Source organism: Micromonospora marincola (genome assembly GCF_056150385.1).
This window is the reverse complement of record NZ_JAXCFT010000001.1, coordinates 467,329-493,606: the sequence shown is the minus strand read 5'-3', so window position 1 is coordinate 493,606 and position 26,278 is coordinate 467,329. Positions and strand designations below refer to the sequence as shown.

The following is a 26,278-nucleotide window of genomic DNA, read 5'->3' as shown; positions in this document are numbered from 1 at the left end:
GTGGAGATCGAGCCGGTCGAGCACGCTCCGGTCCGCGCCATCCGCCGGGCCTGGTTGACGCAACGCTGGCACGACCTGACGTTCCTGCACTGGGCGGTGCCGCCGGAGCGGGTCGCGCCGCTGCTGCCGGCCGGCACCCGGCCGGACACGATAGACGGTCTCACCTACGTCGGGCTGATCGGTTTCCGGATGGTCGGGGTGGGGTTCGGCCCGGGGCCGGGCGTGCCGTTCTTCGGCACGTTCTGGGAGACGAACGTGCGGCTCTACTCGGTCGACGGAGCCGGCCGGCGGGCGGTGGTGTTCCGCTCGCTCGACGCCTCCCGACTGGTGCCGGTGCTTGTCGCCCAGATCGGCCTGCGCCTGCCCTACAAGTGGTCGGCGATGCGGCTGGACCGCGCCGGCGACACGCTCACCTACCGCTGCCGCCGCCGCTGGCCCGGCCCGGCCGGCGCGAGCGGCCGGATGACCGTGCGCGTCGGCCCGCCGATCCCCGAACCGACGCCGCTGGAGCACTTCCTCACCGCGCGCTGGGGCCTGCACACCCGGGCGTACGGACGCACCCGGCACCTGCCGAACTGGCATCCGCGGTGGCCGTTGCACCGCGCCGAACTGCTGCACCTGGACGACGAGCTGGTCACCGCCGCCGGCCTGCCCGCACCGGACGGGCCGCCGGTGAGCGTGCTCCACTCTCCCGGCGTCCCGGTCGTCTTCGGCGGCCCCACCGCACTCCCCTGAACCGGCCCCTCGGTCAACACCAGCTCGGCGAAACGGCGGCATCAACCGCGCGGTCAGCGCAGCGGGTCGTGGGTGCCGCGCGGGACGTCGGGGCGGCAGCGGCGTACCCGGTCAGCAGCCATCCGGCCGCCCACCGCCAACCCGTGCCGTTCCACCGCGGCCAGCCCGTACGCGCTGCACGTCGGCGTGTAGCGGCAGGTCCCCGGCCAGCGGTGCGACAGCCAGCGCCGGTAGCCGAGGATGGCGGCCCGCCCGGCCCGGTCGACCGCCGGAGTCCGCACCACGCCGGCGGTCACCGAGCCGAGCGTGAGCAGCGTCGAGAAGAGCCCCAGGTCGCAGCAGCCCGGCCCGTCGCAGTCGGGCAGGTCGCAGTCGCACCCACGGTCCTTCTTCTTTTTCCGGTGGTGCCGCTTCCGCATGATCACGATGCCATGATGCGACACTGCCGCCAGCCGCCCCGGCGGCGTCGGAGATCAGGCGGCGTCGGCGAGCGGCGAGAACCGAACGTCGAGCCGCATGTCGAGCGCGCGGGCCAGTCGTTCCAGGATGACGAGGGTGGGGACCGTTCCCCCGGCTTCGAATCGGGCCACCGCGGACTGCGTCATTCCCGCCGCACGTGCCAGCTCGGTCTGACTCCAGCCGAGTCCCTCCCGCAGCTCACGAACGGCCTGTCCGAGTTCGAAGGCGAGACGCGCGGCCGCGTACGCCTCCTTTGCGCCCGGCTCCACCATCCGCTGCTGCCGTAGTTCTCCCCAGTCGGACCGCTCCGTCATCACTCAACCCCCTCGACCACGGTGTGCCGCTCCGCCGCGCACCGCACCAGAGCCTTACGCGCCCGCTGGACCTCACGGTCCTCCCGCATCCGCGTCTTGCGGAAGACTGTCAGCAGGATGATCCTCCGGTCGGAGGCAATCCAGTACGTCAGCCTGATCGCTTCGCGCTCCAGGTAGAAACGCAGCTCGCGAAGCTTCCCGTCGAGTTGCCGGGTGTGCGGCTCCCCCAACAGCGGGCCTCGATCGGCGAGCAGATCGACATAGAAGGCGGCTCGTGCGAACTCCGCGGTGGACAATTCCTCCAACCAGTCCCGTACCTCTGGTTCCAGTTCGACCCTACCCCAGCCTATAGCGTTGATGCTATGGGCTGCCGAACGTCGGTTAGCGATTCTGAGCCGGCGTGTCGCGGTGGCGGATGGGGCGGGAGCCGACCGGAACGGGTCCGGTGAGGTCGGGTCGGGGGGTGGCCGGCACCCTAACGTCGAGGGCGTCATCAGGAAGGAGCATCGGGTGCTGGATCGGCTCAACCAGGCCATGGACCACCTCGAACAACGGCTCGACCAGCCGCTCGACGTGGCCGAGCTGGCCCGGATCGCGTGCGTGTCGGAGCACCACTTCCGGCGGCTCTTCTCGGCGCTGGCCGGAACGCCGCTGTCGGAGTACGTGCGCCGCCGCCGGCTCACCCTGGCCGCCGCCGACGTGCTCGCCGACCGGGCGTCGCTGCTCGACGTGGCGGTCCGCTGGGGGTACGGCTCGAACGAGGCGTTCGCCCGCGCGTTCCGGGCCGTGCACGGTGTCGGCCCGGCGCAGGCGCGGCGCAGCGGTTCGGTGCTGCGGTCCCAGCCCCGGATGTCCTTCCGGCTCGTCGTCGAAGGGAGCATCAGCATGGACTACCGAATCGTGACCAAGGAGGCTTTCCGGCTCGCCGGCCGCAAGGCCCGGGTGCCGCTGGTCCACGAGGGGATGAACCCGCACATCGTGGCGTTCGTCAAGAGCGTGGACCCGGAGACCGTACGCCGGATCGAAGCGCTGTCCGACCAGGAGCCGCGCGGGATCGTCAACGTCAGCGACGACCTCGCCGGCTCCCGGGCGGAGGGCACCGAGCTGGACTACTGGCACGGTGTGGTGACCGGCGCCGAGGTGCCGGACGATCTGGACAGCCTGCCGGTGGAGGCCGGCGACTGGGCGGTTTTCCGCAGTTCCGGCGCGTTCCCGCAGGCGTTGCAGTATCTGTGGCGGGACGTGTTCACCCAGTGGTTCCCGTCGAATCCGTACGAGATCCGGCCCGGGCCGGAGATCTCCCAGGTGCGGATCGCCGAGGGCGGCGGCACCGCCGACGCGGAGCTGTGGATCCCGGTACGCCGGCTCTAGCGTCACGCCGTGTCCGCGGCCTGCGCCAACTCCGCGGCCTGCGTCAACGCGGCTGGCACGTCGTGCACGTGGTAGGGGTGCTCGCTCGGCTCGATGCCGGCGAGGAACATCGCGTACACGGCGGCCAGCCGCAGCGGCGCGACCGGCCGGAGCAGGTCGACCGCCCGGTGCGGCCGGCAGCCGGGCACGTCGGCCCGCCACCGGTCGGCCCACGCGTCGACCAGCCGGGCGGCGGCGGGCGGGTCGAGCCCTTCGGTGAGGCGCAGGATGTCGAAGGCGGGGTGACCGACGAAGGCGTCCGCCCAGTCGATGACCACGCGCCGGTCCCCGTCGCCGCGCACGTTGCCGGGGTGCAGGTCGCCGTGCACGAGCGTGTCCGGCAGGGCGCAGTCGCGGAGCCGCTCGTCGAGCCCGTCGAGCAGCCTCGCGGCCACCGTCACGTCGTGCCCCGCCAGCCGCTCCCGCACCCACCCCGCGAGCCCCACCCCCCGAAGATCGGGTACGCCCACCCCGACCAGCCGGTCCACCGCCCCCACGCTCCGGAGCTGCACCGAGTGGTGCGCCGCCGCGATCCCCGCCCGCACCCCTTCCTCCGCCCCATAGAGGTCCTCCCCAGGCACGTCCGCCAGAAGCAGCCGCCCTTCCTCCCCCACAGCCAGCACCACCGGCCCGGCCTCGACTCCCACGGCGGTGGCCAGCCAGGTCAGGACTGTGGGTTCTTGGCGGGCGAACGGGGGGAGCTGCTTCAGCCACGCCGGGCCCTGTGGGGTGTCCAGGCGCCAGATCGCGGAGAGGTTCCAGGTGCGCTGCTGCGCCACGGCGGTCACCGGGCGACCGAGGCGGCGCAGCTCGTCGATGGCCCAGGCGACGCTGCGGGCCGGGCCGCCGAGCTGCGCCCACGGCTGGCGCAGCGGATGCGGCGCGACGTCCACGGTCGCCGGTTCCAGGGGTACGCCGCCCGCCGCTCCCTGCCCGGCCGGCGCCCCGGTGAGCTGGGCGAGGTAGCGGACGTGGCCGCCGGGTGGGTGCGGACGGTCGGCGTCGAGCAGCCGCAGCACGGCCACCTCGACGCCGTGCCGCCGGCGAACGCCGTCGACGATCGACGCGACCTGCTGCCACCACGGGTCCGGCACGTCGAACGGGGGCAGCGCGCCGAGCCGCCGGCCGGCGTCGTCGACCAGGGCCACTGTCACGGTGCGGGACACGGCCGGGACGCTAACCGAGCACCCCTACGGGACACGAACGGTTTCCTCCGGGAGCGGTGCGGGGCTACTCCCGCTTGTCCCGAGGACGGGCGACGGACAGGCTGGGGCAATGAGCCTCCTCGATTCCCGGACCGGTCCCGCGTACCGCTGGTTGCGACCGGTCGCGGTGACCGCCGCGCTGCTGCTGCTCGGCTACGGACTGCTGCGCCGGGTCGACCGCTTGGACGGGCACAGCGACAAGGGCGCCTGGGCGTGGAACATCGGGCACGGCCAGTTCCTGCTCGGCGTGCTCGGGTTCGCCGCGCTGATCGTCGGGCTGCACGGCCTGCTGCGTACCCGCTCGACCCGGCTGCGGACGCTTGACGACGTGGCCGCGCTGGCCGGCCTGGTCGGCGCCGCCGCGTTCGTGTGGGTGATCCTCGGCGACCTGTTCCCGCGCTTCGGTGACGCGGTGGACACCCCCGACGTGGTGCTGTTCGGCGGGCCGGCGCTGTTCGAGCTGGGCCTGCTGGTGCTGCTGTGCCGGGCGGCGGCGACGCGGCTGCTGCCGGTGTGGGCGCCGGTGCTGGTGCTTGCCGGGTTCGTGGCGATCGCGGTGAACCTGGACCTGCTGCCGGTCGGCGCCGTGCTGGTCCTGGCCGGCGTGCTGCCGCTGCGCGTCCGGGGTGTTAGGCGGGGGCCCCGCCTATACCAAAAGCGTTAAGCGGGGCCCCCGCCTTACACCTCAGCTCCACACGGTGCGGCGCAGTCCCCGGTGACCGGCGCACACGTCGGGCTGCCCGCCGGTCCGGCTGATCGTGCCGTCGCGGCACTGCACCAGCCAGCCCCGGCCGGACCAGAACCCGGGTACGCACTCGAACCACTCGCAGACCCCGGCGGCCGGCTTGCGGATCCGGTCGCCGCCGCAGTAGTCGTACCCGAAGGGGTTCGTCGGGGCGCCGCAGCGTCGCTCGGCGACGGGCTGCCGGTCGTGGTCGCGCGGCGACGCGGACCGGGTGCCACCGGGCGCCGGGCTGGTGCTGGGCCGCACCTGGACGGCGGGGGCGACCACAGGCGGCGGGGGCGTGCCGGTGGTCGCCGGGGTGGCGGCGGCGGCCCGCTCCGACCCGGCCCGCGTCGGCGGGTCGGACTCGACGAGCATTGCCGGCACGACAAGCGTGAGCGCCACGCCGACCGCGATGGTCCGCCGGCCACCGGGCACCAGCGTGGAGATCCTGGCCTGGGCCGGGGTGAGCACGGCCGGTCGCTGCGGGCGCAGCTCCGCGTGTTCCTCGATCAGCTCGTCCAGCTCGGCGACGACCGCGGGGCGCTGCTCGATCGCGTCGGCGAAGGCCAGGGTGAGCGTGAACCGGAAGTCGGCCACCGCGCCGGTGGGCAGCAGCAACCCTGAGGTACGCCGCCGGTCCAGCACCTGGATCAGGGTGACCGGCGCGGCCGGGTCGTGGGACAGCCCGGTCATCCTTCCGTACGCCCAGTCGCGCCGGCCGCGTCCGCCGAGCAGCGCCAGGCGCCGGTTGGTGAGCACGGCCAGCCCGGCGTCGACCACCCTGACCCCCTCCGGGCGGCGTGGGCGCAGCACCGGCGGGTCGGGGTCGACGAGCAGTTCGGGGGCCGGGAGCACGGCGGTGTGCCGCACCTCGACAAGTTGCGCGGCGGGCAGCGTCCAGAAGACCACCTCGCCGGGGGCCAGCTCCATCGGCAGGCCGTCGCCGGCCCGGACCGAGCCGTGGAAGGACACCGCGAGGGTACGCAGCCGGCGCAGTTGGTCGTCGCGGCGGCGCCACGCCTCGTCGGCCGCGCGGAAGACCCGCTGCCGCCGCTCGTTCTGCCGGTGCGCCCACCGGTAACGCCATGTGGAACCCGTCGAATCAGTCATCGCCACGCCGACTCCTCCGCCGCGCGAGCCCACCATTCGGGGTGTTCATCCCTTTCAACGGCAATGCGGGGGTACGAAGACACGCCAAAGTCGCCGATTAGACCGAACGGCTGATTGACCCGCCTCCCCCGGCTCCGCTTCGCCATGCGGGCCGACTGACTCGTCGGTAACGTCAGCCGCAGGGCGGGGCGTACGCGGCCCCGGTGACGAGTGGAGGTGCATCGGTGGGCGACCCGACCGTCGTGGTGGGCGTGGACATCGGCACCACGAGCAGCAAGGCGGTCGCGTTCGACACCGACGGGCGGCAACTGGCCAGCCACTCGATCGGCTATCCGCTTGAGGAGCCGAACCCGGGCTGGGCCGAGCAGGACCCGGACGTCATCTACGAGGCCGTGGTCGGCGTGATCCGCGCGGTCGTCGACGAGCTGGGCGCGCCTGTCGCCGGCCTGTCGTTCAGCACCGCCATGCACAGCCTGATCGGGCTCGACGCCGACGGCAACCCGCTCACCCCGTCGCTCACCTGGGCCGACTCCCGGGCCAGCGCGCAGGCCGAGCGGCTGCGGGCCGCGCCGTCCGGGTTGGCCCTGCACCGGCGTACCGGCACCCCGGTGCACCCGATGGCGCCGCTGCCCAAGCTGGTCTGGTTCGCCGAGCAGGAGCCGAAGCTGCACGAGCGGGTCTCCCACTGGGTCGGCATCAAGGACCTCGTCCTGCGGCGGCTCGCCGAGGCGCTCGTCACCGATTACTCGGTCGCCTCCGCCACCGGCCTGATGGACATCCACCGCCTGGCCTGGGACACCGAGGCGCTGCGCATCGCCGGCATCACCGAGGAGCAGTTGCCCCAGCTCGTCCCCACCACGCACGTGCTGCCCGGGTTGACCGCCGAGGCCGCCCGGGCCACCGGCCTGCCGGCGGACACCCCGCTCGTGGTGGGCGCCGGCGACGGGCCGCTTGCGAACCTCGGGCTCGGCGCGGTGCGGCCCGGCGTGGTCGCCTGCTCGATCGGCACCAGCGGTGCGATGCGGGTGATGGTGGAACGCCCCGGCGTGGACCCGCTTGGCGGCGTCTTCTGCTATGCGCTTACCGAGGACCGCTGGGTGGTCGGCGGCGCGATCAACAACGGCGGAATCGTGCTCCAGTGGGCCCACGACGCGCTCGCCCCCGAGCTGGGCGAGCAGGCCGAGGAGGAACTGCTCGACCTGGCCGCGCAGGCGCCGGTCGGCTCCGGCGGGCTGATCATGCTGCCGTACCTGCTCTCCGAACGTGCCCCGCACTGGAGCGCGCTGCCCCGCGGCGCGTACGTCGGGCTGACCCACGGCCACGGCCGCGCCCATCTGGTGCGGGCCGCGCTGGAGGGGGTCTGCCAACAGCTCGCGCTGGTCCTGGCGTCGGTCCGCGCGGCCGGGAACGAGGTGCGCGAGGTCCGCGCCAGCGGCGGCTTCGCCCGCAGCCCGCTGTGGCGGCAGATCCTCGCCGACGCGCTGGGCATGCCGGTGCGCTTCCCAGCCGGCCACGAGGGGTCCGGTTTCGGCGCCGCGCTGCTGGGCATGCAGGCGCTCGGCCTGATCTCCTCGATCGAGGTCGCCGCCGACCTGGTCCAGATCGACGAGACGGTCCGCCCCGACCCGGCCGCCGCCGCCACGTACGCAGCGCTGCTCCCGCTCTTCTCCGAGCTGTACGACGCGCTCGTGCCCACGTTCGCGTCGCTGCGACGGTTGGCCCCGAGCCTGCCGCCGGAGCCACCACCCACCGCCCCTCCCCGATGACCGAACAGAGGTCGTGATAGCCGTGGTAACACTGCTCGCCGCACCGGCGGAACCACTCACGAACGCCGGCAACACCCAACTCGTCCTCGCCGCGCTGCTCGGCATCGCGGCGGTGGTGCTGCTCATCGCCTGGGGCAAGGTGCACCCGTTCCTGGCGCTGATCCTCGGCGCGGCGGTGCTCGGCGTGGTCGCCGGCGTCGCCGCCGACAAGATCGTCGCCTCGTTCAGCGGTGGGGTCGGCTCCACGGTCGGCGGCGTCGGCCTGCTGATCGCGCTCGGCGCGATGATCGGTGGCATGCTGGCCGAGTCGGGCGGGGCGGACAGCATCGTCGAACGGGTGGTCGCCCGGGTCACCGGTGGCGCGCTGCCCTGGGCCATGGCCGGTGTGGCCGCGCTCATCGGCCTGCCGCTCTTCTTCGAGGTCGGCGTGGTGCTGCTGGTGCCGATCGTGCTGCTGGTGTCCCGCCGGGTCGACGTGCCGCTGATGAAGATCGGCATCCCGGCGCTTGCCGGCCTGTCGGTGCTGCACGGCCTGGTGCCGCCGCACCCGGGCCCGCTCGTCGCGATCGACGCGCTCGGCGCCAACCTCGGTCAGACCCTCGCCTTCGGCCTGCTGGTGGCGATCCCCACGGTGATCATCGCCGGTCCGGTCTTCGGCAATTTCATCGCCCGGTACGTGCCGGCGACCGCGCCGGAGGCGCTGCTGCCCACCCGGCGCGACGTCGCGGTCGCCGCTGACCGCAGCCCCACCCGCCCCGGCGACGGCCGGGTCGACGCCGACGGCGACCTGGTCACCGAGGACGACCTGATCAACCCCGGCGCCGGCCGTCCCGGCGCGTCGATCGACGAGCCGGTCGGACCGCGCTCCCGCCGCGCGCCGGCGCTCTGGGCCGCCGTGGTCACCGTGCTGCTGCCGGTGGCGCTCATGCTGCTGCGGGCCATCGGCGAACTGACCCTCGACGAGGGCACCGCCGGCCGCAAGGCGCTCGACATCGCCGGCACCCCGATCGTCGCCCTGCTCGCCGGCGTCATCTTCGCCATGATCTTCCTGGGCTACCGGACCGGCTTCAGTCGCAGCCAGGTCTCCGGCTTCCTGGGCGGTTCGCTGCCGGCGATCGCCGGCATCCTGCTGATCGTCGCCGCCGGCGGCGGGTTCAAGCAGGTGCTCGTCGACGCCGGCGTGGGCAACCTGGTCGCCGACGCCGCCGAGGGCGCCAACCTGTCGCCGCTGCTGCTCGGCTGGCTCGTCGCGGTCGGCATCCGGGTCGCCACCGGCTCGGCCACCGTCGCCACGATCACCGCCGCCGGCATCGTCGCGCCGCTCGCCGCCACGCTCCAGGGCCCCGAGGTGGCGCTGCTGGCCCTGGCGATCGGCTGCGGGTCGCTGTTCTTCTCGCACGTCAACGACGCCGGCTTCTGGCTGGTCAAGGAATACTTCGGCCTGACCGTCGGGCAGACCATCAAGAGCTGGTCGGTGATGGAGACCATCATCTCGGTGGTCGGCTTCCTCGGCGTCCTCCTGCTCGACGTCTTCGTCTAGCCCGCCGGGCCGGGGGCGGGGCCAGGGCCGGCCACCGCCCGCGCCTGCCGCCTGGGCGATTGTCCGCCCGCGACTGCCTTTAGAGCTGATATCACCAACGACTCAGCTCTAAAGGGAGGCCGAAGCATCCGCTGCCGGACGGACAGCCGATGAGGTGGGCGCGAAGGGGTGGGACCGACCCACGGAGCGCGGTCGGCGGTGACCAAGACGCCCAACGGCGGTCAGGCGGCCTCGACGCCGGAGATGCGGAACTTGTGCACCTCGGCGCCGAGGATCGCCGTGACCTGCTCGGCGTCCGGCCCGGAACCCCGGAACGCGAGCAACTGCTCGTCGGACTCCCACCGCTCGTACACGTTGATCCGGCCCGGCTCGACCAGGTCGGCGCTGACCGCGAAGTCGACGCAACCGGGGGCGGCGCGGGCAGCGCGGACGGCGTCCGCGCAGAACGCCAGGTAGGCGTCCCGCCGGGCCGGATCGACGTAGAGGGTACCCGCGACGATGAGCATCCGGCCATCGTGCCAGGCGTGCCGGCGATGCCGGGCTCAGGCCCGGCTGATCGCGTTGGCGTGGATCGCCTCGTTCAGAAAGGCCGCCATCCCGGGCCGGATCGCCTCGAAGTACGCGGTGAACCGCGGGTCCGCCACGTACATGTCGGCCAGGCCGGTGTGGAGCTCCAGCGGGCAGTCGTACCACCACTCGGTGATGAGCTGCCGGTGCTCCTCGGCCAGCGCCATCGCCTCCGGCCCGTCGGCCGGCGCGCCCGACTCCATCAGCGCGGCGAACCGCCGGCCCCAGTCCTCGTTCACCTCCTTGTTGCGCAGCCAGTCCTCCTTCGAGTAGCGGCTGGCCCGCTCCTGCGACTGCCGGTACGCCTCCGTGTCACCCCAGCGCTGCTGGGCCTCCTCGGCGTGGTCGTCCGGGTTGAAGTCCCCGAACACCTCGAACCGCTCCTCCGGCGTCAACCTGATCTCCAACTTCCTCGCCTCCATCGCGTGCTCGATCGCTGCCACCATCTCCCGGAGCTTGCCGATCCGCCCGGACAGCAGCTCGTGCTGCCGGCGCAGGTGCGCCGCCGGGTCGGCGTGCGGGTCGTCCAGGATCTCGGCGATCTCGTCCAGCGGGAACCCCAGCTCGCGGTAGTAGCGGATGAGCTGCAGGCGGTCCAGGTCCGCGTCGTCGTAGCGGCGGTAGCCCGCCGGCGTACGCCCGCTCGGCCGCAGCAACCCGATCTCGTCGTAGTGGTGCAGCGTGCGGACCGTCACCCGGGCCGCCCGTGCCACGTGTCCCACCGTGTATGCCATGGTTCCCCTCCCTTCCGCCACCAAGGCTCCCGCCTCCCGCAGCGTGAGGGTCAAGTCACCCGGAAATCTTCTCGGGGACCAGCGTGGGGAGCAGGTCGGGCAGGGCGGTCGGACGGCCGTACCGCCAGCCCTGACCCTGCCGGCAGCCGATCGCGGTGACCGCCGCGTGCTGCGCGCCGGTCTCCACCCCCTCGGCCACCACCGCCAGGTCGAACGCGCCGGCCAGCCGGTTGACCATCTCCACCGTGGCATACGCGCGGGCGTCGCCGGCATCCAACCGGGACACGAAGGAACGGTCGATCTTCAAATCGGTGGCGGGGATCCGGTGCAGGTAGCTCAGCGAGGAGTAGCCGGTGCCGAAGTCGTCGATGGCGATGCGGATGCCCAGGTCACGGAGCTGCGCCAGCCGGTCGAGCACCGCCTCGCTGCCCTCGATCAGGGCCGACTCGGTGAGTTCGAGCGTGAGCGCCCGAGGCGGCAGGCCGGCCGCGCCCATCGCGCCGGTGACGGTGGCGATCAGGTCGGGCCGGCACAGGTGGGCGGCGGCGATGTTCACCGCCACGGTCACCTCGGGCGCGCGCTCCCGCCAGGTCGCGGCGGCCCGGCACGCCTCGTGGATCACCCACCTGTCGATGGCCAGGATGAGCCCGGTCTCCTCGGCCAGCGGCAGGAACCTCGCCGGGGTGAGCACGCCGAGCCGGGGATGCCGCCAGCGGACCAGCGCCTCGGCGCTGCGTACCGTGCCGGTGGCCAGGTCGACGATGGGCTGGAACTCCATCAGCAGTTGACCCTCGTCGACCGCGCGGCGCAGGTCGGCGATCAGCTCGGCCCGGCTGACCGCCGACTCGCGAAGCTCCGGCGTGCACGTCCGGTACGCCGACTTGCCGGCCGCCTTCGCCGCGTACATGGCGATGTCGGCGTCGCGCAGCAGGTCGGTGTGCGAGCTGTGCTGCGGGCCGAACTCGGCGATGCCGATGCTTGCCGACGGGTGGACGCCGAGATCCTCCTCGCCGGGCAGCGGTTCGAGGGCGGCGAGCAGCCGGACGGCGAGCCGCTCGGGCGACACCGGGCGGTCGCCGTCGACAAGCACGGCGAACTCGTCGCCGCCGAGCCGGGCGATCATCCCGTCCGGGCCGATCGCATCCCGCATGCGCTCCGCCGTGGTGGTGAGCAGCCGGTCCCCCGCGGCGTGCCCGAACCGGTCGTTCACCTGCTTGAAGCCGTCCAGGTCGAGCAGCACCACGGCGACCGGGCCGCCCCGGCGCAGCCCGCGGCGCAGCCGCCGGATGAAGGTCAGCCGGTTGGGCAGGCCGGTGAGCTGGTCGGAGTAGGCCAGCCGGCGCAGCCGGGCGACCAGCCGCAGGTTCTCGTTCGCGGCCAGTCCCTGTCGCAGCGCGAGCACCCCGAGCAGCGCCATCATGCCGACGAAGACCAGGTGCGGGGTCTGCCCGGTGGGTCGCCGGGACAGCATCACCGCCACGATCGCACCGCCGACCGGCAGGTACGGCAGAGCGACCCGCCACCACGGCGGCAGCGGCGACTCACCGGCGTCGTCCTCCCCGTCACCGCAGCCCGGCGGCGGGTAGCGGGTGGCCAGGCCGACAAGCAGGTAGCTCAGCGGCCAGCAGACGTCGACCGGATGCCCCGGGGCGTAGTTGCCGTGCGCGACGAGGGAGACGTAGACCGCGTCGGCGCCGGCCCGGATCGCCAGGCCGGCGCCGATCACGGTGAGCGCGCGCCACATCGGGCGGCCCGGCCCGGCGACCGCCACCAGAATGGTGAGCTGCATCAGGTCGAACATCGGGTAGAGCAGCCCGAACGTGCGCAGCGGGTCGGACACGTCGGAGTCGGCGAGGTCGCGGAACACCACCACCCAGCCGACCGGGATGAGGGCCAACGCGACGATCACGCCGTCGAGCAGCGTGCGGGCCTGCCCGATCAGGCTGCGCCCGCCGGCCCGGGAGAAGAGCAGCGCGGCGGTGCCGGTGACGATCCCGGCGGTGAAGAGACCGCCGACAAGCGGCGTGTGGGGCAGCTCGATCCCGCCGAGCCGCTCGACCGTCCACACCGTACGTCCCATGGCGGCAAGCATCATGGTGGCGGCGAGCAGCGCCCAGAACCGCCGCAACGTGACCGGGTGTCGGCGGGCCGCGCCGACGCAGAGCACCGCCGCCCAGCTCGACACCGCCATCGCGCCGAGGTCGCTCACCAGGGCCGCCCCGGGCAGGCCGGCGACCAGCCAGATCATCTCCCCGAGTACGACGACGGCAGCCGCGACGAATCCGACACGGCCGGCGAGCGATGGACGAGCCGGCGCCGCGGCGGCGAGGCTCACGTCGTGCGGGGGGACAACGATGCGCTCCGGCTCTCTTCCAGACGTGCGCCCTCGGCGGCGAGGACCGGACGGCGGACGACGAACGGCGCAAGCCTAGTCAGCGCCGGGTGCCGCCGCCAGAGTCGTGGGGTGTCGGTCACCGGACGTGACGCGGGCCGTCCCACCCAGCGGCAACCACTCAGGACCACGCCTCCGCCGCACCCGGCGGCCCGCCGTGCGTCCACGGTGTCTCCTCCGGCGCCGGGAACGCGCCGCCCGGCAGGAAGCCGTCCGACAGGCTGGTCAGGCAGATCCGCTCCCCCACCTCCGGCACGCTGCCCGCCGGCGCGGTCAGCCCGCGCCCCATCCCGCCGGACAGCTCCACCACCACCTCGGTCTTGCCGTCACCGCCCGGGGTCACGAACACCACAGTTGCCTTCTGCCCCGGACGGGCCGGCGACCACAGTGTCGCGCCCACCGGCATCGGCACCGGCTCGGTCGTCACCACCTGGATCCGGGGACGCAGCACCTGCCGCTTCCCCGAGTCGTCCACCCGCTTCGGGTCGGCAAGCGTCACCTCGCCCACGAACGCCTCCCCGGCCAGCCGGTGCTCGGCCATCACCAGCGGATCGTCGTACGCCCGCTGCACCGCCCACGCGGTCAGCGCCCGCTCCAGCCGCTGCAACCGCAGCGCCGCCGCCACCGCGCCGTCCCGGCGCGGCTGCGGACCGCCGCCGGCGTCGACGTGCTCGGCGTGGGCGGTGAACGCGTCCCGGTCCCCGGCCCAACGGCCGGCCACCCGCGCGCCCGGCGGCAGCGCCCGCAGCAGCCCGACGCCGCGCCACATCAGCTCCCAGGTAGGTGTGAGCTGGTCGCGTACAAGTCCGACAAGCTCGTCGTACGCCGCGGCGCGAGCGGTCGGATCGCCCTCGGTCCCGGCGTACGCCTCGATCGCCGGGGCGAGCAGGTGGTTGTCGAAGTCCGGAGCGGTGGCCGGCCCGGCCGGCGGGCACGACGCCGGGTCCTCGGCCCGGGCCGCCGCCTCGGCGCCGGTGAGTCCCGGCGGCGGGTCGAGCCAGCCCAGCACCGCCGGCAGGTGCAGATCCTCCACCGCGCTCTGCCCGGTGGCCCAGTGCAGGGTCAGCGCCTCGGTAAGTGCCATGAAGGCCGACGAGCCGGGTTGCTCGGCGCGCTCGGCGAAGAAGGTCAGCCAACGGCCGAGCAGCGGCACCGACGGGTGCACCGGGTGGTCGCCGTCCGGACGGCGGAACCGGGTGGACCGGCCGAACAGCCGCAGGAACGTGACCCCGGCCGGGTTGGGCACCAGCAACTGCGGGGCGTCGACGTACCGGTGACGGACGTCCCGGCCCCGGTCCACCGCCACCGCCTCGGTCACGCCGCGGAACGAGTCCAGGTAGGGCAGGACGACACCGGCCAGCTCGGCGGCGAAGGCGAAACGCTGGTCCCGGTTGCGGGGCTGCGGCACGACAAGCAGCCGGGCCACCTCCGGCGCGGCGCCGACCAGGGCGGCCAGCGGGGCGTTCGCCTCACCGGCCAGCGCCAACGGCACCAGCACCAGTGGCCGCTCCGACAGGTGCAGGTGCCGGACCGTGGCCACCGGCTGCGCCCGCCCGGTGGCGACCGCCCGCGCCCGGGCCAACGCGCGCAGCGTGCTCACCGCAGGCCCCCGACGCGAGACCCGGTTGTCGACCGGCGCGCGCTTCGGGGCGTACTCACGCGGGGTTTCCGGTGAGGGCCTCGGCGCGCAGGCGCGCGGCGGCCCGCAGCAGCGCGGCGGCCTCCGCCTGCTCCGGCTCGGGGGCGCGTACGCCGTCGGCGAGCGCCAGCACGTCGGCCACCTCGACCACACCGCCGAGCGCCTCGCGGACCGGCCGGCCCAACGCCCCGGTCTGTCCGCGCGCCTCGTGCCGGCAGAAGTAGGCAAGCTCGCAGGCCGCCAGGCACTCCGGCGCGTACCGGGCCGGCACCTCGTGCAGCGCGGCGGCAAGCGTGTCCGGATCGGCCGCCGGGTCGGCGGTGAAGCCGGCCGGCACGGCGGCCAGCAGGTCGTCGACGCGGGCCATCCGGGCCAGTTGGCGGCGCAGCACCAACAGTTGTCCGCGCACGTCGAGCAGGCTCGCCACCGGCCGGTTGGCGAAGTCGCGCGGGCAGATCAGCACCACCTCGTGCGAGACCAGCTCCGGGTCGTGTCCCTCGGCGGCGAGCAGCTCGCGCAGCGCCAGCACGTAGACGGCGGACTGGATGGCGGCGGCGGCCACCTTCGCCGGGTCGGCCTGCCCGTCGATCACCGGGAACGACTTGATCTCCACGACGTGGAACCGGCCGCCGAGCCGGGCGGCCACCAGGTCCGGCTCCAGGTGCACCCGCCGGCCGGCCACCTCCAGCCCGAGCAGCGGATGGTCGAACAACGCCGGGCCGTCACCGCCCGCGGTCAACGCCACCCGGGACCGCTCCGGCCGGTCGTCGTCGCCACCGAGGTCGGTCCACGTCGCGCCCGCCGGCACCGGTACGCCGAGCCGCTCCGCCACCAGGCGCAACAGCTCCACCCCACCGTCCGCCTTGACCTGCGCCTCGAACGCGTTGCCGCGGGTGATCGCGAAACGGGACTGCCCGAACCGGGCCGGGAAGCCCAGCCGCTCGGCGAGCGCCGGCTTGTCCGCCCCGGCGCTGTCCAGCACGGCGCGCCGGGTGCAACCGGGGTTGCCGGTAAGCGCGGCGATGGTGCGGGCGTTGTGCCGCCGCGGCGGCCCCCCACCCCGAATCTCCCCCAGCCGATCTTCCACCCCTGGAGTGTAAGGAGGGGCCCCCGCTTAACGCCTCCGGTAGAGGAGGGGGCCCCGCTTAACACCCGCCGGGCCGGGTCAACGGTCGGCGGAGCGGTTCCAGGGGGAACGCGGGGACGACGCGCCCGCCACCGGCCGGCGGCGGCGACGGTGCCGGCGGCCGGGCGTGCACGACGGCCGGGCGGCGGTGTGGACCGGGACGGCGGGCGCGGCGACCGGTGACCGGCCGATCAGCCAGCAGAGGAAGTTGGTCACGGTCAGCCGACCGGGAGGCGCTCGGCGTCGGCGCGGGAGATGTCGTACTGGGCGCCGCAGAACGTGCACTGCTGCGCGTAGCGGGTGCGTACCGGGATCAGCGGGACGAAGAAGAGGCTGAACTTGGTGACCCGCCGGGTGATCACCTGTGCGGCCTGGTTCCCGCAGTGCCGGCAGACCTGGGTGACGACGCCGGACCGGTCGACCTTGGTGCGCAGCCCGAAGATGAAGAACATCGCCCGCCATTACCCACCCGCGGCAGGTGTTAAGCGGGGCCCCCGCCTCTACCGAATGCGTTAAGCGGGGCCCCCGCCTTACACCTCAGAGCCAGATGGGGTGCCAGGTGGGGAGTTCGTGGAAGCGGCGCAGCTCGGCCAGGCCCGCCACGGTGCCGCTCCAGGCCGCGTACGGGGGGTTGCCCTCGTCGAAGCCGGACTGCACGAACGTCAGCTTCGTCCGGCCGCCGGACTCGGCCAGCTCCCAGTTGGTCACGCCGGTCGGCCCCCAGTCGATCGAGATGGCCCGGCCCGGCGTCACGTCGAGCACCTTGGCCGCGTAGCCGCTGTCGAAGCCGCCCATCGCGTAGCGGCCACCCTCCCACGGCTCGATGCCGATCGGGTAGCCGAACCACGCGCTTGCCTGCTCGGAGTCGGTGAGCGAGGTCCACACCTTGTCCATCGGCGCGTCGATCAGCAGCTCGCCGCGCAGGTCGGTCGAGGTGAAGTCGGTGCGCGGCAGCAGCGTCCGCCCTTCCAGGTGGGCGTTGAGGTTGGCGATCGACAGCGCCCAGAACGTCTGGAGCGCGCCCCGGATGGTGCTGCCGTCCATCGCCTCGGCGAAGGTGAAGTGGCTCTGCCGCAGCGTCAGCAGCGTGGCCTCGCCGTCGGGCGCCAGCTCGAACTCGGTGGTGGTCTCGACGCCGTCGAGCGTCCAGGCGAAGCGCAGCGTCTTGTCGTCGGCGTGCAGCAGTCGCTGGTGTGGCGCGTCGCCCTCGGGTGTGAAACGGCCCCAGAACTCGTACCGCCGGGGCAGGTCGACCTCGGCGTGCTCGGCCAGCCACACGCGCAGCTCGGCCGGGTCGGTCAGGGCCCGGCGGACGGTCGCCGCATCGGCGGCGAGACGGGCGCGGACGGTCATCGGGTCACTCATGGTTGTCACCTTTCGGGTAGCACGCCACGGCGAGTTTGAAGGCGTCTCCCTCGGCGCCGCCGTAGCGGGTGAACAGGTCCTGCAGCGTCGTCTGCAGGTCGTGCAGGAATTCCTGGCGCCGCTCGGCGGGCACCCGGATCTCGCCGGAGACGCCGATCGACGGCAGTTCGGGGGCGGCGCGGTCAAGCGCGGCGATGTCCGCCTGGACCTCTTCCATCAGGTCGAGCAGGTAGCCGAGGCTCAGTTCGTCGCGCGCCCGGCGGGCGCCGCCGATCCGGCCGACCAGTCGGGGGGAGAGCCAGTAGGACCGGGCGACGGCCTGGTAGATGCCCTCGTTGATGCCGCGCACCCGCCGTTCGGCGACCTGCTCGGCCAGCCCGGCCGCGACCAGCTGCTTGACGTGGTAGTAGACGCGCTGCGGCGTCTGCTCCAGCCGGGCCGCGACCTCGGTGCAGGTGCGGGGCTCGGCGAGTTGCCGCAGCACCTCGATGCGCTGCGGCTTGAGCAGGACTTCGGCCTGCTCACGTTCTTCCAGGTACAGGACGTCTCTCATGGCAAAATCAGTTTGTACGTACAAAACTTCTTTGTCAATAGGTTCGACGAAAGGCCGCGCGGTCCGCGCGGCCTTTCGTCGGTACGGGTCAGGGCGTCCAGTCGGGACGCAACGGGTAACCGTTGACCCCCTCCGGGCCGTTGTGCGTGGCGAGCACCTGGTGCAACTGGATGCCGTTGCGCTCGAACGCCATCCGGGAGCCGGCCATGTAGAGGCCCCACACCCGGGCGGTGCCCGTGCCGACCTCGTTCACGCAGAAGTCCCAGTTGTCGACCAGGTTGCGGCACCAGCCGGCAAGCGTCAGCGCGTAGTGCTGGCGCAGGTTCTCCTCGTGGTGCACCTCGAACCCGGCGTCGTGGATCTCACTGATCAGCCGCCCCGGACCGGCCAGCTCGCCGTCCGGGAAGACGTACCTGTCGATGAACGCGCCGGAGCGGTGCGGGGCGCGGTTGTCCGCGCGGGTGATGCAGTGGTTGAGCAACCGCCCACCGGGCTTGAGCCGGGACTTCAGCGCGCCGAAGTAGGCCGGGTAGTTGCGCACCCCGATGTGCTCGGTCAAGCCGATCGAGGAGATCACGTCGAACTGCTCACGCGGCGCGTCCCGGTAGTCGAGGTGCCGCACCTCGGCGAGATCGCCGAGCCCCTCCCGCTCGATCGCGGCCTGCGCCCACTCCGCCTGCGCCCTGGACAGCGTCACGCCGAGCGCCTTGACGCCGTACTCCCGGGCCGCGTGCCGGACCATGCCGCCCCAGCCGCAGCCGACATCCAACAGCCGCATCCCCGGCTTGAGCGCCAGCTTGCCGGCGACCAGGTCGTACTTGGACCGCTGCGCCTCCTCCAGCGTGTCACCCGGGCTGCGGAAGACCGCGCAGGTGTACGTCATGGACGCCCCGAGCACCTTCTCGTAGAAGGCGTTCGACACGTCGTAGTGGTGGGAGATCGCCGTGCTGTCCCGGACCCGCGAGTGGCGCAGGCCCGACATCACCCGCCGCCAGCGCGGCGCCGCCTCCTGCGGCGGGGGCGGCGGAGGTCGCAGCCGCTCCCAGCCCAGCCCCTTGACCAGGGCCAGCGCGTCGGCCACCGGCGGCATCCGCAGCGGCATCTCGTCCTTGAGCACCCGCAACGCCTCGTACGGGTCGCCCGGGTGCACGCCGTCGAGGCCCAGGTCACCGCTGACGTAGGCCCGCGCCATGCCCAGGTCACCGGGCGCGGTGAGCAGGTAGGACAGGCCCCGCTCGGTGCGGATCGACAGGGTGATTCCGGCGTCGGCCGGGCCCACCTCGCTGCCGTCGTACGCGGTGACCCGGACCGGCAGGTCGCCGCTGGTGACGGCGCGGATCACGTCCGCGACTGTGGGTCCGGTGCGCCGCCCGCCCGACGGCGGGCCGGCGGGGGCGCTCGCCGCCCCTGGTGTTCGGTCGGTCAGACTCATGCTCGGGATACCGCCTTCTCGTACAGTCCGGTGAGTCGGTGATCCGGGTCGTAGCGGTCCTTCACGGCGCGCCAGGTCTCCCCGCCGTAGAGCCGGTCGAACGCGGCCCGGTCGTAGTACGCGTCGGAGTAGAGCGACTTGTGGCCGCCCGTCTCCGACACCATGTGCTCGATCTGCCGGTTCACATCCCCGTCGGCGGCGCCCGCCGCGATCGGCACACTTCCCCAGAAGCCGATGTTCACATAGGTTTCGCCCGGCTGGAGCGGATACAACGGCCAGGCCCGGGCCGATCCCGGGCCGGCCGGCTCACGCAACCGCAGCGGGCAGAGCCATACCGGGTCCATCTTCACGTTGCCCGCGAACCAGCGCAGGAACTCGGGCGTGCGCGCCAGCGGGATCTCCACGTCCTGCACCACGCGCTCGCGCGCCGGCCGGCCCCGCCACCTGTCGACCCGGGCGGCCACCTGGTGCCGGTGCTCCAGCCGCACGATCCGGTGGTAGACGTCGCTGCGCCGGTAGCGCTGCGGCCAGAGCCGCCGGACCACCGGATGTTGCACCCCGAACGCGGACGAGCACCAGAACCAGTCGGTGTCCCACCGCCAGAGATAGTCGTACGCGCTGAGCACGTCGCGGGTGCGGCGGCGCAGCGAGCGGTAGTAGATCTCCTGGCCGGTGTAGTCGGACGGGCGGCCCTCGGGCTCGTCGGTGAACGCGCCGAGCACCAGGTAGGACTCGCCGGGGCTGAACATCACCCCGTCCATGGCGTCGACCGGCTCACCGGCCCAGGCGCCCGTGGCGACCACCTCGCCGATCGCGTCGACAAGCTCCTCCAGCCGGGTGAACCGGATGTTGCGCAGCGCCACGTGCCGGCGGACCGGTTGCAGCTCGATGCGCAGCCGGGTGGCGTAGCCGAGGCTGCCAAGCGAGTTGGGGAACGCGCGGTGCAGGTCGGCGTGCTCACCCTGCGGACGGGTGGTGATGAGCTCTCCCGCCCCGGTGAGGATGTCCATCTCCAGGACCGACTCGTGGGGCAGTCCGTTGCGGAAGGAGGTGGACTCGATGCCCAGCCCGGTCACCGCGCCGCCAAGTGTGATCGTGCGTAGTTGCGGCACGACAAGCGGCATCAACCCGTGCGGCAGCGTCGCGTCGACCAGGTCCTCATAGGTGCACATGCCCTGCACGTCGGCGGTGCGGGCCGCCGGGTCCACGGCGAGCACACCGGTGAGCCCGCTCACGTCCAGCCCCGGCGTGCGGGGCGCGGATCGCGGGCGGAAGAGGTTCGAGGTCTGCTTTGCCAACCGTACGGTTTCGCCGGCGGGCACCGCGGCGTAGGACCGCCGCAGCGTGCCCACCGCCCGTTCATGATCACGGACAGCTCGCATGAGAGCACCTTACGCCCGGCCCCGACAATTCGTGGGATGTTATTGGCCCGAGCCCCAGCCCGAGCCCACCCGCCCGCCGGGGCGACTGGCCCTCGGCGGCCCGGTGGGTCAGGATGCCCCCATGGCCGACCCGCGCTCCGACCCGTCCGGCACCGTCTACGGCGCCCGTCGCACGCGCGGCGTCCGGCTGCCACCGGACCCGCTGATGCGGATCGCGCTCGGCGTCGCCCTGGTCGGCGTACTCCTGGGAGTGTTCTTCGCCACCGGCGTGCTCGGCGGCGGGGCCGACCGGGCGGTGGTGCCGGCGGCAGCCGCGCCGACCCCGGCGGAGAGCGAGTCGAGTCCGGCGCCGCCGCCCACCACGGAGGCCGCGCCGTCGCCCTCGCCGAGCGCGGCGCCGACCACGCCGGCCACGCCGGTGGCCACCCCGAGGGTGATCCGCGGCGTGCCGTCCGGGCGCTGCGTCGGTGTCACAGGCGACGACCCGGAGGGCGCGCAGGCCGCGCTCGCCGACTGCACCGGCGGGCCGGAGCAGCAGTGGGTGGTCACGCCCGTCACCGCCGACACCTACCTGCTCGTGAACGCGGCAAGCGGCAAGTGCCTCGACGTCAACGAGGCGCGCACCGACGACGGCGCCGACGTGCAGCAGTGGTCCTGCAACGGGCAGGCCAACCAGCAGTGGAAGCTCAACCCGACAGGCGCCGGCCCGGTGCTCCTGGTCGCCGCGCACAGCGGCAAGTGCGCGCAGGTCGACGACGCCGGCACCGAAGCCGGGCGGGAACTCGAACAGGCCCCGTGCGGCGGCGCCGCCGAGCAGCAGTGGGCGCTCGGCTGACCGGTCAGCCCCGATAGCTCCAGGCCCGCCGGCCGGCCGCCACCGGCAGCACGAACGCCGCCGTCGTGCCCCGCCGACGCAGCAACAGGGAGAGCCCGGCCGCGCCGATCGACAGCGCGCCGGCCACGTACCAGGCCACCGCGTAGTCGCCGAGCCGGTCCCGGACCAGGCCGGCGCCGGTCGCCGCCACCGCGGCGCCCGCCTGGTGCGCGGCGAACACCCAGCCGAACACGACCGCGCCGGACGCGCCGAACCACTCCCGGCACAACGCCACGGTCGGCGGCACGGTCGCCACCCAGTCCAGCCCGTAGAACACGATGAAGACGAGCATGCTCGGCCGGGCCGAGCCGGCGAACAGGCTCGGCAGCACCAGCAGCGACGCCCCGCGCAGCGCGTAGTAGGCACCGAGCAGCAGCCGGCTGTCGACCCGGTCGGTCAGCCAGCCGGAGGCCACCGTGCCGACGATGTCGAAGAGCCCGACCAGGGCGAGCAGGCCGGCGGCGGTCGTCTCCGGCATGCCGTGGTCGTGCGCGGCCGGCACGAAGTGCGTACCCACAAGCCCGTTCGTGGTCGCGCCGCAGATCGCGAAGCCGCCCGCGAGCAGCCAGAACGGCCGGGTCCGCGCGGCGGCGGCGAGCGCGCCGACCGCGCGGGCCGCCGCGCCGCCCTCCGCCCCGGCCGGCGGGACGACCCCGGTCCCGCCGTAGGCGGGAAGACCGAGGTCCGCCGGGTGCTCGCGCAGCAACCACACCACGAGGGGTACGACGGCGAGCGCGGCCCCGGCGACGACGAGTGCCGCCGCGCGCCAGCCGTGATCGCGCACCAGCACCGCGAGCAGCGGAAGGAACACGAGCTGACCGGCCGCGCCGCCGGCGGTGAGCACGCCCGTCACCAGGCCACGACGCCTGACGAACCAGCGCCCGGTGACCGTCGCCACGAAGGCGAGCGCCATCGAGCCGGTGCCCAGCCCGACCAGCACACCCCAGCAGAGGATGAGCTGCCAGCTCTCGGTCATCGCCACGGTCAGGCCGCTGCCGGCCGCCACCAGCAGCAGCGCGCCGGCCACCACCCGGCGGATCCCGAACCGGTCCATAAGCGCGGCGGCGAACGGGGCGGTGAGGCCGTAGAGCAGCAGGTTAACCGAGACGGCGGCGGAGATGGTGGCGAGCGGCCAGCCGAACTCGGCGTGCAACGGGTGCAGCAGCACCCCGGGGGTGGCGCGGAAGCCGGCGGCACCGACCAGGGCCACGAAGGCGACCGCGGCGACGAGCCAGGCCGGATGGAGTCTTCTCACCCACCGAGTCTCGGACGCCGGGGCGTGCGGGACGAGTGGCCGGAAAGCCATCGTGCGCAATAATCGGGCCATGCCCGTCGTACCGCACCGCGTCGCCGTCCTCGCCCTGGACGGCGTGGTCGCCCTCGACCTCGGCACCCCGGCGCAGGTCCTCGGCGCCGCCCGCACCGAGGACCGGACCCCGCTGTACGCGGTCACCACCTGCACCGCGGGCGGCCGGCCGGTGCGCACCACCGCCGGCTTCCAGGCGCTCCCCGACCACGGGCTCGACCTGCTGGAAACCGCCGACACGGTGATCGTTCCCGGCATCCACGCGGGCCCGCCGCTCACCGACGGCACGGTGGCCGCCGAGGTGGCGACCGCGCTGCGCGCCGCCCACGACCGGGGCGCCCGCATCATGTCCATCTGCACCGGCGCGTTCGTGCTCGCCGCCGCCGGCCTGCTCGACGGCCGGCCCGCCACCACCCACTGGGCCTACGCGTCGCGCTTCCGCCGGCTGCACCCCGGCGTACGGCTCGACCCCGACGTGCTCTTCGTCGACGACGGCCGGGTGCTCACCTCGGCCGGGGTGGCCGCCGGCGTCGACCTCTGCCTGCACGTGATCCGGACCGACCACGGCAGCGCGGTGGCCAACCGGGCGGCCCGGCGTTGCGTCGTACCGCCGTGGCGCGACGGCGGCCAGGCGCAGTACATCGAACGGCCGGTACCCCGGGCCGCGCAGACCGGGACCGCGAACACCCGGGAGTGGGCGCGGCAGCGGCTGCACGAACCTGTCGCGCTGCGTGAGCTGGCCGCGCACGCGCGGATGAGCGTCCGCACGTTCACCAGGCACTTCCGCTCCGAGACCGGGCTCAGCCCGGCGCAGTGGCTGCTCCAGCAACGCACCGAACACGCCCGGGTGCTGCTGGAGAGCACCGACCTGAGCGTCGACCGGATCGCCCGCGACGCCGGCTTCGGCACCACCGCCGCCCTGCGCCAGCACTTCCACACCCGGGTGGGCGTGTCCCCGACCGCCTACCGCCGCACCTTCCGCGCGCCCTCGGCCCCGGTTCCGGTCTCAGGCCAGGTGGGGCTGGCGACGTAGGGCGCGGAGCTGGGCCAGGTGCATCGGCAGGTGCACCCGGATGTGCAGGTCCATGGCCCGCCCCCAGGGCAACGATTCGTCCACGTCGAGGTCGAAGCCCTCGCGCAGCACGGTCTCCACAGGCGTCTCCGCGGCCGGACCGAGCCGCTCCGCAAGCGAGCACAGTTTCCGGCTGGTGGCCCGGAGCAGGACGGCCAGCCCGTCCAGCCCGCCGCACTCGGACACCAACGCATCGAGCTGCGGGCGGTGGACGGCGTCCAGGTCGTAGTACGCGAACGGCGACCCGGCCAGCACCGCCTCGGAAGCCTCGCTCATCAGCTCGTCGTTGGCGGCGAGGTGCGCCACGATCTGCTCGGCGCTCAGCTCGCCCTCCGGCGGCGGCCCGAACCCGCCCGCGTCCACCTCCGCGAGCAACTCGTCGTACGCCCGCCGCAGCGCGACGGCGTCCACCTCGTCCATGCCCGCATCCAACCCTCGCCGCCACCGCCCGCACCCCAACTACCCCACCCGGTTCACCCAGACGGGTCCCACCCACCCCACCCCGCCCCGCAGATTCACGGAAAGCGTGGCCATTCGGCGCGCGATGAGCACACTTTCCGTGAATCTGCGGGGTCGCGGCGACGCGGGATCGCGGCGGAGTGGCGCGGGTGGCGGGGTCAGCGGCGGCCGTGGCGGGCGCGGAGGTAGTCGGAGACGACGTACTCGCCCAGGTCGTTCAGGTCGGGGGTGAACATCCGGCCGCCCGACCGGCGGGCCACCGCGTCCACGAACCGGCGCAGCCCCGGGTCGTCGCCGAGCATGAACAGGTTGAGCGTGGCCCCGTACCGGGTCAGCCGGTCCACCTCGCGGATCGTCGCCGAGATGGTCTCCGGCAGCGGCGGCCAGTTGAAGTACGCCTCCCCGTCCTCCGGGTCCAGGTGCGCGGTGGGCTCGCCGTCGGTGACCACGAGCACCACCGGCTCGGCGCCGGGGTGGCGGCGCAGGTGCCGGCCGGCCAGCCGTAACGCGTGCTGGAGGTTGGTGCCCTGCTGCATGTCCGGCTCCGCCGCCGCCAGCTCCTGCTGGGTCAGCGGCATCGCCTCCCGCCCGAAGCCGATGATCTGCAGCGCGTCCTGCGGGAACCGGGTCGCCATCAGGTGCGACAGGGCCAGCGCGGTCTGCTTCATCGGACCCCAGCGCCCCTGCGAGATCATCGAGTATGACAGATCGACGCAGAGCACCACCGCCGCGGACGCCCGCCGTTCGGTCTCCACCACCTCGAAGTCCTCGACCGCGAGCTGCACCGGCACTCCGGTGCCGGCCCGGCGGACCGCGCGGGTCAGCGTGCGCACCACGTCGAGGGGTTGCTCGTCGCCGTACTCCCAGGGGCGGGAGCCGCCGCTCACCTCGCCGGCCGCCCCGGCCGAGCGCAGGTCGTGCTGGCCGCGCGGCCCGGCCGTCAGGTCGGCGAAGACCCGTCGCAGCGCGGTGCCGGCGAGCCGGCGCAGCGCCTTCGGGCTGAGCGTCAGCCCGTCCGCGTCCCGGCTCACCCAGCCCTGGCGGCGTAGCTCCCGTTCCAGGTCGCGCAACCGGCGTACGTCGTCGGCGGCGTCGCGGCCCAGCGTCCGGGCCACCGCGTCGACGTCCACGTCGTCCAGGGAGGCGCCGGGCTGGTCCTGGTCGAGGGAGTCGAGCAGCTCGTCCAGCTCGGCGATCTCGTCGAGCGCGCCGGCCGCCTCGCCGTAGCCGAGCGGCTGGTCGCCGCGGACCCGGTCGCCCCGCTGCCAGTTGAGGTCGGGGCGCAGCGACCGCAGGTGACCGTCGAGCTGGGTCAGCTCGCCGGCGAGCCGGTCGCCGAGGGACTGGCGCATCAGCCCGGCCAGTTCCTCGCGTTGCCGGTCCGACAGCGACCGCATCAGCCGCTCCCCGGCCGCCGCCCGGCGGGCCAGCACGTCGATCAGCTCCTCGACGTTGCCGGGCCGTTCCGGGAAGAACTCGCCGTGGCGGCGCATGAACTCGGCGAAGGCGTCTGTGGTGTCCTCCGCGCGGGCGTGCCGGGCGAGCAGGGCGTTGAGGTCGGCCATCATCTCGGCGAGGTGCCGCTGCGTCTCCGGGTCGCCGGCGGCGCGTGCCGCGTCCCGCAGCCCGGCGAAGCGCTGCTCCAGCACGTCGCCGCGCAGCCCGTCGAGGATCCGCTCGTAGGTCTGCCGGGCCTCGGCGCTGGCCCAGTCGTACCCGGCGAGCTCCGACACCGCCCGCGCGGTGGACCGGGGCAGGTTGTCGAGCATCGCCTCGGCGAACCGGGCGTCGTCGCCGTCGCGTCCCCGCAGCTCGTCCCGTTCGGCGGCGAGCGCCTGGTCGAGCAGCGCCTGGGCCTGGGTCACCGCGCCGTCCAGGTCGCCTCGGCGCAGCGCCTCCCGGCGCAGGCGGCGCGCCCGGGCGGCGAGGTCGGCCAGGCCGCCACGCCCGTCCGGGCCGCGCCGCAGCAGGTCACGCAGGGACTCCCGCAGGCTGCCGCCGTTGAGGACCTCCGCGCCTACCGCGTCCACCGCGGCACGCACGTCGTGCGGTGGGGCGAGCGGGTCGGGGCCGCCGCGCCACTGCCCGTACCGGAACCGGTTGCCGGCCAT

Annotated in this window: 25 protein-coding genes; 7 read left to right on the top strand and 18 right to left on the bottom strand. The window is 73.8% G+C overall.

Annotated features, from left to right (window positions below; all coding sequences use genetic code 11):
* Entirely contained in the window at positions 1-735 is a 735-nt protein-coding gene (locus SM450_RS02350) for a YqjF family protein (RefSeq protein ID WP_474617964.1), read from the top strand.
* A 53-nt stretch (positions 736-788) separates the two neighbouring features.
* Here the strand turns inward: SM450_RS02350 and yidD are convergent, their stop codons facing one another.
* From yidD to SM450_RS02335, 3 genes are read right to left on the bottom strand one after another with little or no spacing between them, the layout of a single operon-like run.
* Entirely contained in the window at positions 789-1,154 is a 366-nt protein-coding gene (gene yidD / locus SM450_RS02345; protein ID WP_281590482.1) for a membrane protein insertion efficiency factor YidD, read from the bottom strand.
* 54 nt (positions 1,155-1,208) lie between these two features.
* A complete protein-coding gene (locus SM450_RS02340; protein WP_474617963.1) occupies positions 1,209-1,508 on the bottom strand; it encodes a helix-turn-helix domain-containing protein in 300 nt (99 codons plus the stop codon).
* Positions 1,508-1,813: a type II toxin-antitoxin system RelE/ParE family toxin gene (locus SM450_RS02335; protein WP_474617962.1), complete on the bottom strand. Its 306-nt coding sequence runs from the start codon at positions 1,811-1,813 to the stop codon at positions 1,508-1,510. Before SM450_RS02335 ends, SM450_RS02340 begins: the two co-directional genes overlap by 1 nt.
* A 205-nt stretch (positions 1,814-2,018) precedes the next feature.
* Here SM450_RS02335 and SM450_RS02330 point away from each other — a divergent pair, with 205 nt between their 5' ends.
* Positions 2,019-2,879 carry an AraC family transcriptional regulator gene (locus SM450_RS02330; protein WP_474617961.1) on the top strand — a complete coding sequence of 287 codons (861 nt, stop codon included), beginning with the start codon at positions 2,019-2,021 and terminating at the stop codon, positions 2,877-2,879.
* A gap of 2 nt (positions 2,880-2,881) precedes the next feature.
* Here the strand turns inward: SM450_RS02330 and SM450_RS02325 are convergent, their stop codons facing one another.
* A complete protein-coding gene (locus SM450_RS02325) occupies positions 2,882-4,084 on the bottom strand; it encodes a phosphotransferase (protein ID WP_474617960.1) in 1,203 nt (400 codons plus the stop codon).
* Between the two features lie 109 nt (positions 4,085-4,193).
* Here SM450_RS02325 and SM450_RS02320 point away from each other — a divergent pair, with 109 nt between their 5' ends.
* Entirely contained in the window at positions 4,194-4,787 is a 594-nt protein-coding gene (locus tag SM450_RS02320; protein WP_474617959.1) for a hypothetical protein, read from the top strand.
* 21 nt (positions 4,788-4,808) lie between these two features.
* Here the strand turns inward: SM450_RS02320 and SM450_RS02315 are convergent, their stop codons facing one another.
* Positions 4,809-5,966: a hypothetical protein gene (locus SM450_RS02315; protein ID WP_474617958.1), complete on the bottom strand. Its 1,158-nt coding sequence runs from the start codon at positions 5,964-5,966 to the stop codon at positions 4,809-4,811.
* 218 nt (positions 5,967-6,184) lie between these two features.
* Between SM450_RS02315 and SM450_RS02310 the strand changes: the two genes are divergently transcribed.
* The gene (locus SM450_RS02310) at positions 6,185-7,726 is read left to right on the top strand and encodes a gluconokinase (RefSeq protein ID WP_474617957.1); all 1,542 of its coding nucleotides are present in this window, start codon (positions 6,185-6,187) and stop codon (positions 7,724-7,726) included.
* A gap of 22 nt (positions 7,727-7,748) precedes the next feature.
* Positions 7,749-9,266 carry a GntT/GntP/DsdX family permease gene (locus tag SM450_RS02305; protein ID WP_474618355.1) on the top strand — a complete coding sequence of 506 codons (1,518 nt, stop codon included), beginning with the start codon at positions 7,749-7,751 and terminating at the stop codon, positions 9,264-9,266.
* A 221-nt stretch (positions 9,267-9,487) separates the two neighbouring features.
* On the opposite strand, the gene SM450_RS02300 is transcribed toward SM450_RS02305, so the two are convergent.
* The 10 genes from SM450_RS02300 to SM450_RS02255 form a co-directional block, all read right to left on the bottom strand.
* Positions 9,488-9,772, bottom strand: a complete 285-nt coding sequence (locus SM450_RS02300; protein ID WP_474617956.1) for a putative quinol monooxygenase — start codon at positions 9,770-9,772, stop codon at positions 9,488-9,490.
* Between the two features lie 36 nt (positions 9,773-9,808).
* Positions 9,809-10,567, bottom strand: a complete 759-nt coding sequence (locus SM450_RS02295; RefSeq protein ID WP_474617955.1) for a MerR family transcriptional regulator — start codon at positions 10,565-10,567, stop codon at positions 9,809-9,811.
* Between the two features lie 55 nt (positions 10,568-10,622).
* On the bottom strand, positions 10,623-12,815 hold the full coding sequence (locus SM450_RS02290) for a putative bifunctional diguanylate cyclase/phosphodiesterase (RefSeq protein ID WP_474617954.1): 2,193 nt from the start codon (positions 12,813-12,815) through the stop codon (positions 10,623-10,625).
* 265 nt (positions 12,816-13,080) lie between these two features.
* Positions 13,081-14,559, bottom strand: a complete 1,479-nt coding sequence (locus SM450_RS02285; protein ID WP_474617953.1) for a hypothetical protein — start codon at positions 14,557-14,559, stop codon at positions 13,081-13,083.
* Positions 14,560-14,614: 55 nt separating this feature from the next.
* The gene (locus SM450_RS02280) at positions 14,615-15,685 is read right to left on the bottom strand and encodes a hypothetical protein (protein WP_474617952.1); all 1,071 of its coding nucleotides are present in this window, start codon (positions 15,683-15,685) and stop codon (positions 14,615-14,617) included.
* A gap of 257 nt (positions 15,686-15,942) precedes the next feature.
* Complete coding sequence (locus SM450_RS02275) at positions 15,943-16,176, bottom strand: zinc-ribbon domain-containing protein (RefSeq protein WP_474617951.1); 234 nt, start codon at positions 16,174-16,176, stop codon at positions 15,943-15,945.
* 85 nt (positions 16,177-16,261) lie between these two features.
* Positions 16,262-17,089: an SRPBCC family protein gene (locus SM450_RS02270; RefSeq protein WP_474617950.1), complete on the bottom strand. Its 828-nt coding sequence runs from the start codon at positions 17,087-17,089 to the stop codon at positions 16,262-16,264.
* Positions 17,082-17,642, bottom strand: a complete 561-nt coding sequence (locus SM450_RS02265; RefSeq protein WP_474617949.1) for a helix-turn-helix domain-containing protein — start codon at positions 17,640-17,642, stop codon at positions 17,082-17,084. The genes SM450_RS02270 and SM450_RS02265 overlap by 8 nt, the downstream gene beginning before the upstream one ends.
* An 88-nt stretch (positions 17,643-17,730) precedes the next feature.
* Positions 17,731-19,074, bottom strand: coding sequence for a class I SAM-dependent methyltransferase (locus tag SM450_RS02260; RefSeq protein WP_474617948.1), 1,344 nt, complete (start codon positions 19,072-19,074; stop codon positions 17,731-17,733).
* A complete protein-coding gene (locus SM450_RS02255; RefSeq protein ID WP_474617947.1) occupies positions 19,071-20,456 on the bottom strand; it encodes an FAD-binding oxidoreductase in 1,386 nt (461 codons plus the stop codon). Before SM450_RS02255 ends, SM450_RS02260 begins: the two co-directional genes overlap by 4 nt.
* Positions 20,457-20,577: 121 nt before the next feature.
* On the opposite strand from SM450_RS02255, the gene SM450_RS02250 reads away from it, so the two are divergent.
* Positions 20,578-21,291: an RICIN domain-containing protein gene (locus tag SM450_RS02250; protein WP_474617946.1), complete on the top strand. Its 714-nt coding sequence runs from the start codon at positions 20,578-20,580 to the stop codon at positions 21,289-21,291.
* Between the two features lie 4 nt (positions 21,292-21,295).
* Here the strand turns inward: SM450_RS02250 and SM450_RS02245 are convergent, their stop codons facing one another.
* Entirely contained in the window at positions 21,296-22,636 is a 1,341-nt protein-coding gene (locus tag SM450_RS02245) for an MFS transporter (protein WP_474617945.1), read from the bottom strand.
* 19 nt (positions 22,637-22,655) lie between these two features.
* Here SM450_RS02245 and SM450_RS02240 point away from each other — a divergent pair, with 19 nt between their 5' ends.
* Complete coding sequence (locus SM450_RS02240) at positions 22,656-23,669, top strand: GlxA family transcriptional regulator (RefSeq protein ID WP_474617944.1); 1,014 nt, start codon at positions 22,656-22,658, stop codon at positions 23,667-23,669.
* Here SM450_RS02240 and SM450_RS02235 read toward each other — a convergent pair.
* On the bottom strand, positions 23,643-24,128 hold the full coding sequence (locus SM450_RS02235) for a hypothetical protein (RefSeq protein ID WP_474617943.1): 486 nt from the start codon (positions 24,126-24,128) through the stop codon (positions 23,643-23,645). The two genes, SM450_RS02240 and SM450_RS02235, sit on opposite strands and share 27 nt — an antisense overlap.
* Positions 24,129-24,325: 197 nt before the next feature.
* Positions 24,326-26,278: a VWA domain-containing protein gene (locus SM450_RS02230; RefSeq protein ID WP_474617942.1), complete on the bottom strand. Its 1,953-nt coding sequence runs from the start codon at positions 26,276-26,278 to the stop codon at positions 24,326-24,328.